Here is a 17,179-nt window from a genome sequence, read left to right as displayed (position 1 = left end):
AAGGGTAACACTTGGTAATAGTATGGTTATTGTGCATCAAATTCGGTTTGACTTTTTACCACAAACCTTCTTGAAGCCTCTCCATCAATAAGCTCATATTGTATTTGCCGTATCTTTTTCGTGTCAACACCATTTTCATAAATGGGAAAACGTTGTACCAAATACGTTTCAACCAAAGCAAACTGGTCATTACCGTTATAACCGGAACTGATTTGCTTATTTTCTTCGGTGGGTTGAAAATAGACTTGACTCATGGATTTTTGGTTGTTGACGGAAAAGGCATAGATATTTCCGTGGCTTTGGTCACCCTCATTTTGTGTGAACACCACCAATTCCGGGGAACCGTCTGAGTTTAAATCCTCCACTTCAGCATTGATAACGCTTTCATTGGTCAATTCAAAAGTTTCGTTGTACTCGTTCGGTAAGCCAAAAGTAAAAACCGTCAATTGGGTTTTACCCTCTTTTTTAATGGATGAGACGTTAAATCCGACACCTTGTAGATTCAACACTTTGCTGAACTGCGTGGGGTCAACTTGACTTTCATCGGGGGAGCATTAATTTTTTCATAGGTTCCTGCGAAACTTGCCCCACCGGAACAGTAAAAGTTCAATAATCCCGAATCCTCTTGATTTTTGGCGGAAATAGCAAGCGAATTATCCGAAAATTGGAACAGCACGGGTTTACTTTCAATTTGGGTTTGGTACGTGCTGTCATTCACTTTAGTGACTGTGGCATCAAAGGTACAGGTTGGTCTTTTTTGGTCGGCCCTAGAGCGCACCTTAATTTCCAAATTATCCGGGTCAAGTTCGGAAACCATTACACCTACCCAATCGTATCCTTCATTTCGTTTTTCATAGCCATCGGTAACATAATGGCCAGAAAGGGCAAGCGGTTTATCAATTTCTGTTTTTGGTGCTTCTTGCGGTTCTTTTTTGCTGTTTTTACAGCTTAATAGGGCTAAAAACAGTCCTAAGACCCAAACGGTTTTGTTGCGATGCATTTGTTATTTTTCTTGTTGACCTTCAATTTTGTTTACGACTAATGGTCCCAATAACTGTAAGTTAAGTGATTTTAAGATAGTGATTTTCGGTTAAGAATTGCGGTTATACATTGTTGTAAAACGTTTTTTTAATTCCATTCCACATTCAGTTTTTCCAACTCTGCATTCAATTCAGCGAGTGAATTCGGGTCAATTATTTGTGTATTGATAGTCAATTTTTTTTTTTTCAGTTTTAAGGATATAATCTCCCGCAAACTTTTTTATCCGTTTTATTTCAGTCAGATTTAGCTTTTTTCCAAATGGTCCACTCACATTAATAATTCCGTTTTCAATGGTCAAATAGTTGTATTTTTTTTGGTAGACGTAAAGTCCTAAATACATTATCGAAATTACAATCCATCCGTAGTCGGTCCAATTCGGTTCTTCTTTTCCAAAAACACCGACAAAGAACCAAATTAACCAAACGAGTCCTAAAATTAAATTCACATTTAAGTGTTTCTTTTTGTATCCTATTTTCATTTAGCAAATGTTTTACAACAACGGTCTCGGCTATGAGTGGTTGCGTGGTTTAGTACATACTATTGCAAGTAAAATATAACCTGAAAATACCGCAGGAATTTTCAGGATAAGCCTGTAATAGCAATTGTTTATAGCCATTGTTACCTGCAGGGCTTTATTCTATTTCTATAATTTCATTTTCGATTTTACCACCTTTTTGTTTTATTGTCAAAACAATTTTGGGTTCATTTGGTATTTTTGTCAATCTTATAATTTCTCTGTTACGATACCTTTTATACTCAATCAGTTTTTCATCAACATCTGCATTAAATATATCGTGCTCGTGTTTACTTTCTTGAAAGTAATCCTCTTTGATTTCTAAAACTCCAAAGCCTCTGAAACTGCTCGCTATAAACAATTTGTTATCAATAATAAGAATATCATTGAAACTCCATTTTCCTTTATACTCTGTTGAAATAGCAAAACTTTTTAATAATTTCAAATCTGAATATAGAGTAATATGTTCGCTTTGAGTGCCCCAATTCATTGTTGTCGATAATAGTCCTAAAAAGTTTTCCGTAATTCTGGCTTTATGTATGCTTTCATAACTGCTATTTGATTTAAGTTTTTCAAAATGAGAATATTCAAGTTCGTCAGTTAAATTTAGTTTATAGTATAAAATGTATTTCGGTATTATGATATTGTCAACTGCTATAAGTAAACTATCATTCACTACTAAATCGTCAACGGCTTTACCATAAGACATTACTTCTTTTGGGATGTGTAACTTAAACCATTTTTTACTTTTAAAATGATATTGTATAAGTAATTCCTTTCCCATTTCACCACCAACAAAAAGGTTATGTTGGTTAATTAATATGGTCTTGGGTTTAATGTCAAAGGGAATTAAAAGATTTGTCTCTATTGTAGTGTGGATATCAAAAAGTTGAATTTTATTTTGCATAGTATCCAAAACAGCAACTCTTTCTTTTTGGTCAGTTGCGATAATTGACTTTTCAGATACAGCAAATGATTTTAGTTTATTGATTTGGTCATTCCTGAATGAGTTTATTGAATATGTTTTTCTATTCTCTTGCAATAAGAACAGGTTTCCATTTTTCAGTCCATTTTGTCCAAAAATGACCTGAAATGATAAAAATATTATCGAAGTAAAAATTATTTTTCGCATATCGTTTTTCGCCTTGCAGGTAACTTTTTTGTATAGATGTAAAATATAGCTATATCCCCCCAAAATAGGAATAAAACCGATGTAAAGGATCATCTTTTATACGTTGCAACCGTTTTATGGCGCTGCAATAGGATAAATATATTCCTATAACTCCACCGAATGCCCAACCAAATTGTATTTTTGCAGACCATTTAAAGCAACTATGCGGACAAAATCGCTAAAGAAGAACAAAATCAACGTGGTGACCTTGGGTTGTAGCAAAAATGTCTACGATTCTGAAGTGTTGATGGGCCAATTGCGTGCCAACAACAAAGAAGTGGTCCATGAGGAGGAAGGCAATGTAGTGGTGATCAACACCTGTGGTTTTATTGCCAATGCCAAGGAGGAGAGTGTCAATACCATTTTGGAATATGTTCAAAAGAAGGAAGCTGGGGAAGTGGACAAGGTTTTTGTGACCGGATGCCTCAGTGAGCGCTACAAACCCGATTTGCAACAAGAAATTCCCAATGTTGATGAATATTTTGGCACAAGCGATTTGCCGAATTTGTTGAAGGCCCTTGGCGCCGATTACAAACATGAATTGTTGGGGGAACGTTTAACGACCACGCCCAAAAACTATGCGTATTTAAAAATTGCCGAAGGTTGTGACCGTCCTTGCTCGTTTTGCGCCATTCCGTTGATGCGGGGCAAGCACAAAAGCAAGCCTATTGAGGAATTGGTTTCAGAATCTGAAAAATTGGCTGCCAAAGGCGTAAAGGAATTAATTTTGATTGCGCAAGACCTTACCTATTATGGTCTGGACCTCTACAAAAAACGAAACTTGGCCGAGTTGCTTCAAAAATTGGTAAAGGTGGAGGGGATAGAATGGATTCGCTTGCACTATGCATTCCCTACGGGATTCCCGATGGATGTTTTGGATGTCATGCGAAACGAACCCAAAGTTTGCAATTACATTGATATTCCGCTTCAACATATAGCCGACCCTATTCTAAAGAGTATGCGAAGAGGGACAACACAGGCCAAGACCACCAAATTATTACGGGATTTTAGGGCAGCTGTTCCCGAGATGACCATCCGTACCACCTTGATTGTGGGCTATCCTGGTGAGACTGAGGAAGATTTCCAAACCTTAAAAGATTGGGTAAAAGAAATGCGATTTGAACGTTTGGGCTGTTTCACCTACAGTCATGAGGAAAATACCCATGCCTATTCGTTGGAAGATGATGTGCCCGAAGACGTAAAACAACAACGGGCCAATGAGATTATGGAGATTCAGTCGCAGATTTCGTGGGAGCTCAATCAGGAGAAAATAGGGAAGACATTCCGCTGCATCATCGATAGAAAAGAAGGGAATTATTTTGTGGGTCGAACCGAGCACGATTCCCCGGATGTGGACAACGAAGTGCTTATTGACGCCGCCAAGCACTACGTGAAGATTGGGGATTTCACCGAAATAGAAATTACGGAAGCTTCTGATTTTGATTTGTACGGGGTTCCTACAAGTGGAAATAAATAGACTGAATACAGAAAATTTCTATCACCTAATGGTAGGTAGAGACTCAATGAAAAAAGTATTGGTTTTCTGGCTTCCTCGGGCTACTACCAGTTTCTTTTGATTTGGATTGAAGTCCAAATCACCATAATAATACATGCTGTCGGATGCAATTTTTGTGGCCAAGCCTTTCATGTCAATATACCACAGACTGCTGTTATCAACAGTGGTTGCATAAAAGTTTCCAGTATCATCAATAACAATTCCATCAATGTCCACTACGGGGGGATTGGTTTCAAAAAGGATTATCTCCGCTGAATTCTTATTTATTCTATTCAAATGCGTACCTCCTACAATAAGATTGTCTCCACTAAATGCAATTCCATTGGCCCATTTTAATCTTTCATCGTCCCTTGCAAAAGTCTCAAGATGGTTTTCTTGGAGTTGAAAAACTGAGTGGGCAAATGAACCGGTTACAAACACTTCACCATTTTCATTTACAGCCACATCATTTAATCCCGAATTTGGCAGATGCTCTGGTATGGTTTTTATGATTTTAGCAGTTTTGAGGTCTATGACCAAAAGGCGATTGAAGTCTGCCACGTAGAGCAAACCATTGTGGATGGCCATTCCGGTTGGGCGATTAAGGTCTTTTACCCATTTTAATTCCAATAGATTTCCTGATGAGGATAGCTTTGAGATAAATCCCTCAGTGCCCGACCTATATTCCTTTCCGCACGAAGCATAATAAACATCGTTTTCAGAATCATAGACCACGCTTTCCACATTTTGGAGTTCTACGCCTGGAACCCACCTTTGTTGCAAAGAATCAGATTTTCTAACCTCTTTGCTGACCTTTGGTTTTGTTTCCAGTTCCACTGATTTTTTAGAATCAGTTCTACAGGAAACCACGGCAAGTGATGCAACTAAAACAAATGGTAGCGCTTTCATGGGTAGTGAACTCCGTTTTACATATTCACAAACTCAAACCCGGAGAGTGGAATGTTTCTTAGGTCGAACTCCGTTTCGTTGAGTAGTATCCCATGTTCCAAATACGCCTTGAGATTGGCCAACCAAAACGTCCATCCGTTGCTACAGCCATGGTGTATGTTCAATTTATTCTCCTCATCCGTTGGAATCTCATGTTGCTTTAAAATAAGGAGCACGGCTTTGTCATGGTCCTCCAGCGTTACTGAAACCTTGCTGCTGGTAAAAGTGACTTCCAAAAAATCCGTTCCATTGGCAGCAAGCACCTTTCCTGTTTCCTGTCCGTCCCAATTGTGCCACCTCCAGCTATATTCATCCCCAGCCTGAATTTTTTCATTGGCTTCCCGCTGCTTTCCGTTGGCGGTATAAATGGCCTCGCTTAAAAACCAAGAGGTAATTCCTTCTGAAGTGCCCCAACACCAATAGAGCTTTTCTTTAGGGGCCTTTATGAAAATTTTTTTGGTAAACTGGTCAAAAGTTAATTGGCTCATCGTTTTCGTTTTAATTCGTGTTCATACAACTCACGACCCAGTTGCGCCAAAAATGGAATGCCCACTTCGTCATAATCATAATCATCGTCATTGAAAATTCCATTGCTATTCACCAAAATGGTAGCATTGATGATAAAATCGATGTTGTTTTTGGTGTCTTGGATATAGGCGCAATCGGTTAGGGTTCCATAGGCGTAGCCCACCTTATTGTAGATTTTGATATGCTCTGGCATGGGGTCGTAATTGTCCCCAAACATGAAAAACTTTACATAGCTATCGTAATATTCCTCTGGGTCGTACCCTAATTTGGCGGGAAGAGTGTGCATGGTCTCCAACAAAAAGCTACGCTGCTCATCACTAAGATCAAACCGCTGTTCCTTTGGGAATGCCTCAGGAAAAATGACGCGTTTCAAAAGGGCATTTTGGGATTGGATGGGAAAGTAGTTTTTCAAGGAAAAATCAAAGGGCGCCTGCTGGAGCAAATCGTCTTCATAATACCCTTTTCCTTTTTTTATTTTATGCAATTTCAGGGGCTTCGCAGCAGTGTTAATGATGGGTTTGCTAAGCACCGTGGTAGAATCGTTCAAATAAATGACCAAGGGTTTGGTGGTGACATCATCCCCATTTGGGGCGGATAATCTATGGGCAATCCGGATGGGTTCCACACCCCTATTGCGCATCCGTTGGTTGAGGTCGTTTTGCCCCAAAAACTCAATTAGTCGGTTGTTGGCGGCATTGTCCGATACGGCAAAGATTTCTGAAATGGCTTTGGCAAAGGTAGTTTCAACCGAATCGCCCTCCACATAAAATCGGGTGTTGATGGAAAGTGAATCAAGTGCATTCAGTTTTTCAAGTGCCGCCACCGCCGCAGGGAATTTCGCCGTACTGGCCGGGTAAAAGTAGTTAGCGGCATCCACCTGAAAATCAAAATCGGTAAAAACGATGCTGTCGTTCCTTCGGTCTATCTGGGTGTATCGAACCTGGAGTTCATGTGCCTTTAGGTTGTCCATTACCCGTGTAATCAACGGACTTTTGGAACTGAGTGCGTTCTCCAAGGGGTCTTTATAATCGACGTTGCTGCAAGAAGCAGTGCTAACGATCAACCCCAATAGTAAAAATCTGCCCCACATATTGGATTGTTTATTGCTCTCCCAAATAGATTTCGCCCCTATGCGGCTTTAATAGTTCTCTTACCTCTTTTAATTCAAACTCGGCAACGACCAAAAAAGCACTGCTGTGCGTTGGACTAAAATGTTCAAAACCGGTAATATCGAATTTTAACTCTTCGATTGTAACAAACTCTTCGAGGTGTTTTTGGTAATGTTCTGCAATCTTGGCAGCCCCAGGACCTCTAAAATCCCAAATGATCTTGATTTTCTTATCTAAAACTTTTTCCATAGGATCAGAGATGTTCAACAGAGGTTCCATTCTCGGCAAAAGCCTTAAAATCTTCCATATATTTTTTGGATTGCTTTTTGAACGCACCAGGCATTAAAAGTCCCATCATTTTCATCCCAAAACCTGAAAATTGAAATTCACTTTCAGAGATCCATCGGGTTTTTCCATCTTCTTCCTTAAAATAGTTCTTTTGAATGTTGTGCACCCCCTTGGTATCATAAGTGGTATGCATTTCTTCGGGAAGATTGCGTTTTATGATGGTTTCGATCATATCCATTTTACGGTTGCCCATTTTAAAGCTCAAGGCCATTTGGGCGCCTTCCTGACCTGGGTTTTTTGATAGCTGCTCGTAACCTACAAGTCCCCGCTGCCAGTGTTTCATATTATCTGGATTGTCCAGTTTTTGTATGAATTCATCCCGCGGAAGGTCAACAACAATCTCTGTAGTATACTTCATTCTTTGACTGGTTTGGTACTAATGTAACAATTTCTGTGAAGGAATGCTCTACTAAAAATCTGTTAATGAGAATAGAACCTACTTGTAAGGGATTTTGTAATTGTTATTTTTGCGGAATGCTTAAGCTCCAAAAAAATAGTCTTTTCCTACTTGGCACCCTTGGTGCTCTGTTGGTTTCATCATGTGAAGGCCTCTTTAATAAGGAAGAAGATCGGGAACCACTGGCCAGGGTTGGGGATACGTATTTGTACAAGGAAGATATTGCTTCTCTTATTCAAGATGATATGTCCGCAGCGGACAGCACTTTGTTTGTAACCAATTACATTAACAATTGGGCGTCCAAGCAACTGTTGTTGTCCAAATCAAAAATTAATTTACCTGAGGAAAAATTGGCCGAATTTGACCGTTTGGTCTCCAATTACCGATCCGACTTGTATACGAGAGCCTATATTGAGGCATTGGTGCTTCAAGCGCAAGACACATCTGTGTCCAATTCCCAACTCCAACAATACTATGAACGGGAGAAGGAAAACTTTAAGCTCAACGAAAAACTGGTCCAATTGCGTTTTGTGGGGATGTCCGAACAGTTTTTGGACAAAGATCAGGTCAAGGCAAAAATTAGGGATTGGAAAGAAAGTGACAAGAAGTATTTGGATTCCATTGCCGTTCAGTTCAAGAAGATGCATTTTAATGATTCCATTTGGGTAAGTGCTTCCAGGGTTATTGAAGAAATTCCTCCATTAACACCGGTAAATGAAGAGAAGCACTTAAAAAAATCACAATTTTTTGAGCTACAAGACTCGTTAGAGGTATATTTGGGAATGGTGACCAATGTGTTGGAAGTCAACGACACGGCACCTTTTGAATACATTTCTCCGGATATTCGACAATTGATCTTGAACCGGCGAAGGATGGATTATGTAAAAAAACTTGAAACCGAAATTATAGATGAAGCTATTAAGAAGAATGAATTTGAGGTTTATGATAAATAAAAGCGGAATAACATTGATGGTGGCATTTTTTGTTGCCATAGGTCTACTACAAGCGCAAGAAGCAGATGAATCCATGGCGGTAAATGATACCACCAGAACATCAAAAAAAGTAAAGTTGGATGGAATAGCAGCGGTTATTGGTGACTATGTGATTTTGGAATCTGATATCGATAAAACCTTGATCGATTTAAAAACACAAGGTGCATCTACACAAGATATCACCCGTTGCAGTCTTTTGGGAAAATTGATGGAAGACCGTTTGTATGCGCACCAAGCCGTGCAAGACAGTTTGTTGGTTTCAGATGACCAGGTCAATGCCGCCAGTGATGGACAGATACAGCAACTTAGCCAGCAGATTGGAAGCGTTGAAAAAATGCTGAAATACTACAATAAGCCAGATATGGAAAGCTTTAGGCAAGAGCTTTTTGAAATCAATAAACTACGCATGCTTTCTGAAAAAATGCAGGGCAAGATTGTTGAGGAAATTGAAGTGACTCCCGAAGAAGTCCGCCAATTTTTCAATAATATTCCTGAGGATGAAAGACCTGTTTTTGGTGCGGAACTGGAAATTGCCCAGATTGTGAAGCAACCCGAAGCCACCGAAGAGGAAAAGCAGAAAGTCATCAATCAATTAAAGGAAATTAGACAGGATGTTCTGGAAAATGATGCAAGTTTTAATGTAAAAGCCATCTTGTATTCCCAAGACCCGGGGTCCAAGTCAAAGGGAGGGTTTTACAGCATGACCCGGGAAACTCCTTTTGTGAAAGAATTTAAGGATGTGGCTTTTAGTCTTCGCGAAGGGGAGATTTCAGAGCCATTTAAAACTGAGTTCGGATACCATATCATTTATATCGAAAAAATTAGGGGGCAAGAAGTGGACCTTCGCCATATTCTTTTGATTCCTGAGATTCCTAAAAGTGCCATTGAAAAAGCTACGCAAGAACTGGATACTATCCGCCAGCACATTTTGGACGGAAAATATACTTTTGCCGAAGCGGCCTTGAATTTTTCGGATGAGAAGGAAACCAAGTTTGACGGTGGGCTTTTACGGAATCCCATCAATTTTGATTCCCGTTTTGAACTCACCAATATGGACCCTACGCTGTATAACCAAGTAAGGAACATAAAGGATGGTGAAATTTCCAAGCCCATTCGTGAAGATGACCCAAGGGGAGGGGCGCCCAAGTTCAAAATCATGAAAATTTCCAATCGCTATGATGAGCATAAGGCGGATTTTGCCAAGGATTACATAAAAATCCAAGAATTGGCTCTCAGGAAAAAACAGTTGGAGGCCATTAAGGAATGGATGGATGAGCATATAGAGGACACCTATATCCACGTGGACACAGAAAGCAAGGACTGCGATTTTGCAAACAACTGGGTAAAGGAGTAAATACATGTCAGACGTTACAGCGGTTGAAAATCTTGTAAAAAAACATCAAGCTTTAAAAAAGGAAATTGCCAAGGTCATTGTGGGCCAAGAAAAGGTGATTGACCAGATTTTACTTTCCATTTATACCGGTGGACACTCCCTGCTGATCGGTGTTCCCGGATTGGCGAAGACCTTGATGGTCAATACCATTGCACAAACCTTGGGGCTCGATTTTAAAAGAATTCAATTTACTCCAGATTTAATGCCAAGCGATATTCTGGGGAGCGAGGTATTGGACCAAAACCGGAACTTTAAGTTTATCATGGGCCCTGTTTTTGGAAACATCATCCTAGCAGATGAAATCAATAGGACACCCCCAAAGACTCAAGCTGCCCTTTTGGAGGCTATGCAGGAACGCGCTGTGACCATTGCCGGAAAACAATACAAGCTCAACAGACCCTATTTTGTATTGGCTACCCAAAACCCCATTGAACAAGAAGGAACCTATCCATTGCCTGAGGCGCAGTTGGACCGATTTATGTTCGCTATTGAGCTAACCTACCCATCCATTGAAGAGGAAATACAGGTGGTAAAATCCACCACAACCGATGATGAGGTTAAATTGGACACCCTGTTCAATGCCGATGAGATTATTGAAGTACAGCATTTGGTGCGAAGGATTCCGGTCCCAGACAATGTTGTGGATTATACTGTGAGATTGGTCAACAGTACACGGCCCGGTCTTGAGGGTGCCTCCAATTTCGTCAACAATTATGTGGATTGGGGAGCAGGACCACGTGCATCACAAAATCTTGTGCTTGCCGCCAAGGCCCATGCTGCTGTTCACGGAAAATTTTCTCCAGACATTGAAGATGTAAAAGCAGTGTCTTTGGGCATACTTCGACATAGAATCCTAAAAAACTACAAAGCGGAGGCCGAAGGAATTTCAGAAGAAAGGATTATCTCCGAATTGTTGTAAATATCAAATCTTCTCTACTATTTAAGGCAATTCTAATTCAGAAATCGTAGGTATTTTAGTAAATTTACCAAATTACTAAATCTTAAACACGATTATAGAATGGCATTTGATATTGACATGATTAAGGGCGTCTACGCTTCCATGGGGGAACGTGTGGACAAGGCCCGGGAGTTGGTAGGAAAACCCCTTACCCTTTCTGAAAAAATATTGTATTCGCATTTATGGGATGGAATGCCCACCAAGGAATTTATTCGAGGAAAGGATTATGTTGATTTTGCCCCAGATAGAATAGCTTGTCAGGATGCAACGGCCCAGATGGCCTTGTTGCAGTTTATGCAAGCTGGTAAAGATAAAGTGGCCGTGCCCACAACTGTGCATTGCGACCACTTGATTCAGGCCAAGGATGGCGCTGCGTCAGATTTAAAACATGCCAACGAGACCAGTAAGGAAGTATTTGATTTCCTTGGGTCCGTATCCAATAAATATGGAATAGGGTTCTGGAAACCCGGAGCAGGTATCATTCACCAAGTGGTATTGGAAAACTATGCGTTCCCAGGCGGAATGATGATCGGTACCGATTCACACACCGTTAATGCTGGCGGATTGGGAATGGTGGCCATTGGTGTGGGTGGAGCCGATGCAGTGGATGTTATGGCCGGAATGGCGTGGGAATTGAAGTTTCCAAAATTGATTGGGGTTAAATTAACAGGTAAACTATCCGGTTGGACAGCCCCCAAGGATGTAATCTTAAAAGTGGCTGAAATTCTTACAGTAAAAGGGGGAACAGGAGCCATTGTGGAATATTTTGGCCCTGGAGCCACCTCAATGTCCTGTACAGGAAAAGGAACCATCTGTAACATGGGTGCCGAAATTGGCGCTACAACATCAACCTTTGGGTATGATGAATCCATGGAGCGCTACCTAAGAGCTACCGATAGGGAAGATGTGGCGGATGCAGCCAATAAAGTAAAAGAGCACTTAACGGCGGACCCAGAAGTTTATGCCAACCCAGAAGACTATTTTGACCAAGTCATTGAAATCAACTTGACAGAGTTGAAGCCGTTGTTGAATGGTCCTTTTACGCCAGACTTGGCAACAGAAGTGGGAACCATGACCGACAAGGCCAACGAAAATGGATGGCCATTGGCAGTAGAGTGGGGATTGATAGGATCTTGTACCAACTCTTCCTACGAAGATTTGTCGAGAGCATCTTCCATTGCCCAACAGGCTTTGGACAAAAAATTAAAAACAAAAGCCGAGTTTGGAATCAACCCAGGTTCGGAACAAGTACGATACACAACAGAGCGTGATGGTATCCTTGAGATATTCGAAAAACTGGATGCCACCATCTTTACCAATGCATGTGGACCTTGCATAGGTCAATGGGCACGGTATAAAGACCCAAAGAATGCGCCAAAAAACAGTATTGTGCATTCCTTTAACCGAAACTTCGCCAAACGTGCGGATGGAAACCCCAATACCCATGCGTTTGTTGCCTCCCCAGAAATGACAGCTGCCATTGCCATTGCGGGTCGTTTGGACTTTAATCCATTGACCGACAAATTGATCAATGAAGATGGTGAAGAAGTGATGTTGGATGAGCCAACAGGATGGGAATTGCCTCCAAAGGGATTTGAAGTCAAGGAAAATGGATATGTGGACCCCGTTGAAGATGGTAGCGGAGTGGAAGTAATTGTAGCTCCAGACTCTGAACGTCTACAATTGTTGGAGCCTTTTGAGCCCATGACCCCTGAGAGCCTTCAAGGCATGAAATTGTTGATTAAGGCCTTTGGAAAATGTACTACGGATCACATTTCCATGGCGGGACCTTGGTTGCGTTTTAGAGGACATTTGGACAATATCGCCAACAACACCTTGATTGGTGCTGTGAATGCATTCAACCAAAAGACCAACTTTGTGAAGAATCAGTTGACAGGCCAGTACGAAGGTGTTCCTGATGCGCAACGAGCCTACAAAAAAGCAGGCATTAAAACCATTGTTGTGGGAGACCATAATTACGGTGAAGGATCTTCACGTGAGCATGCGGCCATGCAGCCCAGACATTTGGGTGTTGCGGCTGTGTTAGTGAAATCATTCGCAAGAATCCACGAGACCAACTTGAAAAAGCAGGGAATGCTGGCGTTGACTTTTGCCAATGAAAACGATTACGACCTAATACAAGAGGATGATACCTTCAATTTTGTGGATATCGATGCGTTTGCTCCAGACAAACCATTGACCATTGAGATTGTTCATGCCGATGGTAGTAAGGATACCATAAAAGCAAACCATTCGTATAATCTTGCGCAGATAAAATGGTTTAATGAAGGCTCTGCCTTGAATCTTATCAAAAAGGAGAATGCCTAAATTTTATTAAGATTATTCAATAAAACTCCTGATATTGATAAAATATCAGGAGTTTTTAATTTTTAACCTACCGCCAATACATGAAAATCAGTAAAAAGACCGTACTCAATATTGTATTGATTCTTTTTGTGCTCTCTTTTTTTGTAACCCCATTGGGCCATTATGGTAAGCTATTTTTAAATCGCTTGTTCGCTTTTCCACCACCAGTTATTGAGGAATCGCAACGGAAAACCATCACAGATTATGATTGGCGGTTAAAAGACGAAAATTGGGATTTTTTCAACTTTGAGAAATCCCAAGGAAACGTGGTTTTTATCAATTTATGGGCCTCTTGGCGATTACCTTCTGAAGCAGAATTGTCAAGTGTTCAGGACCTTTACGACAAATACAAGGACAAAGTGGATTTCTATATCATTACCAATGAAGAAAGGCCACCTGTTGAAGCTTTTATGGAAGAGCACGGATTTACGTTTCCGGTCACCTATCTGATAATTGGTGAAAAGATGCCCATCAACCCTGAAAAAGTACCTTCATCTTATCTTATAGATAAATCTGGGAATATTGTTATCCATAAAGAAGGTATTGCAGATTGGAACAATCAAAAAATCTATGCATTGTTGGATAAACTTATTGCCGAATAGACTTTGAAACTTTCCAAGGAACAAATAAGTAATGGCGTTTGGATTTTGGCCATCATTTTGATTGTCTTTACGCCTGTTGGTTTTCACCTTCGGGTATTGGTGAGCAAGCTTGTGGCCGCTAGTGCAGATGTGGTTGAGGTGAACGAACAAGATACTCTTAAGAATTATCATTGGAGTTTAGTGTCCACGGATGGAAAACCAATGAACTTTGAATCCAATAGGGGCAAAGTGGTATTGGTCAATTTTTGGGCCACCTGGTGTCCACCTTGCGTGGCAGAATTACCCAGTTTGGTGGAATTGCATGAAGATTATGGAGATAAGGTAGATTTTGCTTTCGTGGCCAGTGATGAGCGTGATAAAGTATCAGCTTTTCTTGAAAAGAAAGGATATCAACTCCCGGTATTTTTTGAAGCTTCACAAACCCCAGATGAATTGATGTCCAAAAGTATTCCGGCCACTTATATTATTAGCAAGTCTGGAAAAATTGTAGTGGATGAGAAAGGTGCGGCCAACTGGAATTCGGAAAGTACCAGAGCTTTGCTGGATAGCCTTCTTTTGGAATAATCCTATTTTTTGAAGTATTTAAACGGGACAAAAAGCATCCCGAAGCATTCCCCATCTTCCTTGCCCAAATGCTTATGGTGCATTTTGTGCGCACGTCGAACGCCTCGGGCATACCAGTTGTTGGCATTTCTGAACATCTTAAAGCGCTGGTGAATGAAAATATCATGTACCAAAAAATAGGCAATTCCATAAGCTAAAATACCAAATCCCAAAGGCCACCCATACCAAAATGAGGTGTAATTGCCCAAAAAGAATAGAATCATACTCACCACAGCATAGAACAGGAAAAAGGCATCGTTCCGTTCAAACCAGGAGTCATGGTCTTTTTTGTGGTGATCTTTATGAAGGCTCCATAACAATCCATGCATCACGTATTTATGGGTAAACCAAGCCATAAATTCCATGAAACAGAAAGTTGCCATAAAAATTACTATCCAAAGTGCTATCTTCATTATACCAGTTGTAGTTTATAATTTACATAGGATTGGGCCAGGAGTCCAAATTTTTGGTAGTTGGGTACGCGAATACGGGCGTTCTTAATTTCTAGCGGGGGTGTATTCTGAAGTTTGTAGAGCAATTTTTTATAGTAGCGATACGCTGTATAAACCCCAAATTTGGCTTGTTCGGGTAGTTTTATAATACCAGAATAGCCAACGGCGAAATCCGCTTTTATCTCATTTACAATACGTTTTTTTGAAACTTCGTCCAGTTCCATCAAATTGGTATTGGGGAAATAAGTACGGTTAAGGTCCTCATAGTCCGCTTTCAAATCCCTTAAAAAATTCACTTTCTGAAAAGCGGAGCCCAAAGCCATGGCAGATTCCTTCAATTCCTCATATTTTTCTTTGTTTCCATTCACAAATACACAGAGACACATCAACCCAACCACATCCGCAGAACCATAAATATATTGCCGATACTCATCAAAGGTTTCATATTTCTTTTTGGTCAAATCCATTCGCATACTTTTCATGAAAGATTCTACCAAATGATGGGGAATATCATATCTGTGATAGGTGTGTTGAAACGAATTCAATATTGGATTCAAACTAATTTTGTCAGCAATGGCCTGTTCCATGTCACTTTCAAAATCATTGAAAAGCTTTTCCTTGTTGTAGTCATGGAAAGTATCCACAATTTCATCCGCAAAACGAACGAATCCGTAAATATTATAAATGTCTGCCCTGATGGATGGCGCCAACATTTTTGTGGCCAGGGCGAATGAGGTACTGTAAGATTTCGTAACGATTTTGCTACAGTGGTACGATACGTCATCAAAAATAGTTTTCATCTTTTCGAGTTTTTGGTTATTAAATCAGAAACCAATTTCCCAGAGATTAGGGCTGGCGGCACCCCTGGGCCGGGAACGGTAAGCTGACCGGTAAAAAACAAGTTCTTTACCTTGCTACTTTTGAGGTTGGGTCGTAAAAAAGCGGTTTGTCGCAATGTATTGGCCAAACCATAGGCATTTCCTTTATAGGAATTGTACTGTTCAACAAAATCGTTTACACAGAAACTTTCTTTAAATATAATAGATTCTTTTACAAGTTGTTGGGTTCTTTTTTCAAACCGGTCCATTACAACATCAAAATATTGTTGACGCAACTGTGGCGTGTCTTCCAATCCAGGGGCAATGGGAACCAAGAAAAAACCCGTTTCACATGCTTTTGGTGCCATCGAAGCATCGGTAATGGATGGAAAATTTGCATAGAACAAGGGTTCTGAAGGCCACTGAGGTTCATCATAGATTTCACGGGCATGTTTTTCAAAATCCGTATCAAAAAAGAGATTGTGGTGCTCTATATTCTCCAATTTCTTGTCAAAACCGACATAAAAAAGGAGGGAAGAGGGTGCATAGGTCTTTTTCTCCCAATATTCTTCTGAGTATTGTCTGTCTTTTTCGTCCAGGAGCGTCTCGGAATGATGATAATCCGCCCCGCTTACCACATAATCGGCCAAATGGTTTTTGCCTTGGCTGCGAACGCCCAACACTTCTTTGTCCGATACAATAATCTTGGTGATCGGGCTGTCTACATGAATTTTAACCCCTAATTCCTCGGCCAAATTTTTCATGGCCTTGATGATTTCATACATACCACCTTTGGGATGCCATGTGCCCAAACCAAAATCGGCAAAATTCATGAAACTGTAGAATGATGGGGTGTTGCTCGGTTTTGCACCCAAAAAGAGTACTGGAAACTCCAAAGTTGAAACCAATTTTGGATTTTTAAAACGCTTACGGACTTCCTGACTAATGGTCTTGAAAAATTGATCTACCCGAAGTACAGTTTCTTTGGTCACCAACTCTAAAGGAGATAGACCTGGGCGTAAGACCACTTTGTTGATGGCAATATCATAGTTTTCTTGCGCTTGTGCAATAAACCGCTTTAGATGTATGCCACTACCTTTTTCCAGTCGTTCAAACTCGTCGCAGATTTTATCCATGCAATCACCAACGGTCAGCACATCATCCTCAAAAAATATTTTGTAGGCGGGGCTCAACTTATCCAACTGGTAATAGTCTGATGTTTTTTTACCAAAATCTGCAAAAAATTTGTCAAAAATATCGGGCATCCAATACCAACTGGGTCCAATATCAAAAGTGAATCCATTCTTGGTCAACTGTCGGGCCCTGCCACCAACGGTACTGTTTTTTTCAAAGATTTCAACCTCATAGCCAGCCTTGGCCAAATAACAAGAGGCTGATAACGAAGAAAAACCGGAACCAATGACAATGACTTTTTCCATCGGA

At 40.5% G+C, this 17,179-nt stretch carries 19 protein-coding genes; 7 read left to right on the top strand and 12 right to left on the bottom strand.

Features of this window, described 5'->3' with window-relative positions; genetic code table 11:
• Positions 1-26: 26 nt before the first annotated feature.
• The 4 genes from ACFOWS_RS18280 to ACFOWS_RS18265 all read right to left on the bottom strand — a co-directional run bounded on the left by ACFOWS_RS18280 (position 27) and on the right by ACFOWS_RS18265 (position 2,780).
• Positions 27-506 carry a hypothetical protein gene (locus tag ACFOWS_RS18280; RefSeq protein ID WP_379767831.1) on the bottom strand — a complete coding sequence of 160 codons (480 nt, stop codon included), beginning with the start codon at positions 504-506 and terminating at the stop codon, positions 27-29.
• On the bottom strand, positions 503-1,000 hold the full coding sequence (locus tag ACFOWS_RS18275; protein WP_379767828.1) for a hypothetical protein: 498 nt from the start codon (positions 998-1,000) through the stop codon (positions 503-505). Before ACFOWS_RS18275 ends, ACFOWS_RS18280 begins: the two co-directional genes overlap by 4 nt.
• A 189-nt stretch (positions 1,001-1,189) precedes the next feature.
• Positions 1,190-1,519, bottom strand: a complete 330-nt coding sequence (locus ACFOWS_RS18270; protein ID WP_379767826.1) for a hypothetical protein — start codon at positions 1,517-1,519, stop codon at positions 1,190-1,192.
• 154 nt (positions 1,520-1,673) lie between these two features.
• On the bottom strand, positions 1,674-2,780 hold the full coding sequence (locus ACFOWS_RS18265) for a hypothetical protein (RefSeq protein WP_379767823.1): 1,107 nt from the start codon (positions 2,778-2,780) through the stop codon (positions 1,674-1,676).
• 109 nt (positions 2,781-2,889) lie between these two features.
• On the opposite strand from ACFOWS_RS18265, the gene rimO reads away from it, so the two are divergent.
• On the top strand, positions 2,890-4,203 hold the full coding sequence (rimO, locus tag ACFOWS_RS18260; protein WP_379767820.1) for a 30S ribosomal protein S12 methylthiotransferase RimO: 1,314 nt from the start codon (positions 2,890-2,892) through the stop codon (positions 4,201-4,203).
• A gap of 21 nt (positions 4,204-4,224) precedes the next feature.
• Here the strand turns inward: rimO and ACFOWS_RS18255 are convergent, their stop codons facing one another.
• The 5 genes from ACFOWS_RS18255 to ACFOWS_RS18235 are packed head-to-tail and all read right to left on the bottom strand — an operon-like array spanning position 4,225 to position 7,512.
• Positions 4,225-5,130 carry an SMP-30/gluconolactonase/LRE family protein gene (locus ACFOWS_RS18255; RefSeq protein WP_379767817.1) on the bottom strand — a complete coding sequence of 302 codons (906 nt, stop codon included), beginning with the start codon at positions 5,128-5,130 and terminating at the stop codon, positions 4,225-4,227.
• A gap of 17 nt (positions 5,131-5,147) precedes the next feature.
• Positions 5,148-5,657 (bottom strand): SRPBCC family protein, encoded by a 510-nt coding sequence (locus ACFOWS_RS18250; protein ID WP_379767814.1) that lies wholly within the window; start codon positions 5,655-5,657, stop codon positions 5,148-5,150.
• A complete protein-coding gene (locus ACFOWS_RS18245; protein ID WP_379767811.1) occupies positions 5,654-6,787 on the bottom strand; it encodes a serine hydrolase in 1,134 nt (377 codons plus the stop codon). The genes ACFOWS_RS18250 and ACFOWS_RS18245 overlap by 4 nt, the downstream gene beginning before the upstream one ends.
• A gap of 10 nt (positions 6,788-6,797) precedes the next feature.
• The gene (locus ACFOWS_RS18240) at positions 6,798-7,055 is read right to left on the bottom strand and encodes a hypothetical protein (RefSeq protein WP_366590617.1); all 258 of its coding nucleotides are present in this window, start codon (positions 7,053-7,055) and stop codon (positions 6,798-6,800) included.
• A 4-nt stretch (positions 7,056-7,059) separates the two neighbouring features.
• Positions 7,060-7,512: an SRPBCC family protein gene (locus tag ACFOWS_RS18235; RefSeq protein WP_379767808.1), complete on the bottom strand. Its 453-nt coding sequence runs from the start codon at positions 7,510-7,512 to the stop codon at positions 7,060-7,062.
• Between the two features lie 116 nt (positions 7,513-7,628).
• On the opposite strand from ACFOWS_RS18235, the gene ACFOWS_RS18230 reads away from it, so the two are divergent.
• The 6 genes from ACFOWS_RS18230 (at position 7,629) to ACFOWS_RS18205 (ending at position 14,427) form a co-directional block, all read left to right on the top strand.
• Positions 7,629-8,504 carry a peptidyl-prolyl cis-trans isomerase gene (locus ACFOWS_RS18230; RefSeq protein ID WP_379767805.1) on the top strand — a complete coding sequence of 292 codons (876 nt, stop codon included), beginning with the start codon at positions 7,629-7,631 and terminating at the stop codon, positions 8,502-8,504.
• Positions 8,494-9,897 (top strand): peptidylprolyl isomerase, encoded by a 1,404-nt coding sequence (locus ACFOWS_RS18225; RefSeq protein ID WP_366590610.1) that lies wholly within the window; start codon positions 8,494-8,496, stop codon positions 9,895-9,897. Before ACFOWS_RS18230 ends, ACFOWS_RS18225 begins: the two co-directional genes overlap by 11 nt.
• 4 nt (positions 9,898-9,901) lie before the next feature.
• Positions 9,902-10,855 (top strand): AAA family ATPase, encoded by a 954-nt coding sequence (locus tag ACFOWS_RS18220; RefSeq protein ID WP_366590605.1) that lies wholly within the window; start codon positions 9,902-9,904, stop codon positions 10,853-10,855.
• A gap of 99 nt (positions 10,856-10,954) precedes the next feature.
• Positions 10,955-13,222, top strand: coding sequence for an aconitate hydratase (locus tag ACFOWS_RS18215; protein ID WP_366590603.1), 2,268 nt, complete (start codon positions 10,955-10,957; stop codon positions 13,220-13,222).
• Positions 13,223-13,302: 80 nt separating this feature from the next.
• The gene (locus ACFOWS_RS18210) at positions 13,303-13,863 is read left to right on the top strand and encodes a TlpA family protein disulfide reductase (protein ID WP_379767799.1); all 561 of its coding nucleotides are present in this window, start codon (positions 13,303-13,305) and stop codon (positions 13,861-13,863) included.
• A 3-nt stretch (positions 13,864-13,866) separates the two neighbouring features.
• Positions 13,867-14,427: a TlpA family protein disulfide reductase gene (locus ACFOWS_RS18205; protein WP_379767796.1), complete on the top strand. Its 561-nt coding sequence runs from the start codon at positions 13,867-13,869 to the stop codon at positions 14,425-14,427.
• 2 nt (positions 14,428-14,429) lie between these two features.
• Here ACFOWS_RS18205 and ACFOWS_RS18200 read toward each other — a convergent pair whose 3' ends face one another.
• Genes ACFOWS_RS18200 through ACFOWS_RS18190 form a run of 3 tightly spaced genes read right to left on the bottom strand, consistent with a single transcriptional unit; the run spans position 14,430 to position 17,175 of the window.
• Positions 14,430-14,879: a beta-carotene hydroxylase gene (locus tag ACFOWS_RS18200; protein ID WP_379767793.1), complete on the bottom strand. Its 450-nt coding sequence runs from the start codon at positions 14,877-14,879 to the stop codon at positions 14,430-14,432.
• Positions 14,879-15,718, bottom strand: a complete 840-nt coding sequence (locus ACFOWS_RS18195; RefSeq protein ID WP_366590596.1) for a phytoene/squalene synthase family protein — start codon at positions 15,716-15,718, stop codon at positions 14,879-14,881. The genes ACFOWS_RS18200 and ACFOWS_RS18195 overlap by 1 nt, the downstream gene beginning before the upstream one ends.
• A complete protein-coding gene (locus ACFOWS_RS18190) occupies positions 15,715-17,175 on the bottom strand; it encodes a phytoene desaturase family protein (RefSeq protein ID WP_379767790.1) in 1,461 nt (486 codons plus the stop codon). The genes ACFOWS_RS18195 and ACFOWS_RS18190 overlap by 4 nt, the downstream gene beginning before the upstream one ends.
• Between the last annotated feature and the right edge of the window lie 4 nt (positions 17,176-17,179).

The organism is Flagellimonas marina, assembly GCF_042651185.1.
GTDB classification, from domain to species: Bacteria; Bacteroidota; Bacteroidia; order Flavobacteriales; family Flavobacteriaceae; genus Flagellimonas; species Flagellimonas marina.
This window is presented reverse-complemented; position numbering and strand designations above follow the sequence as displayed.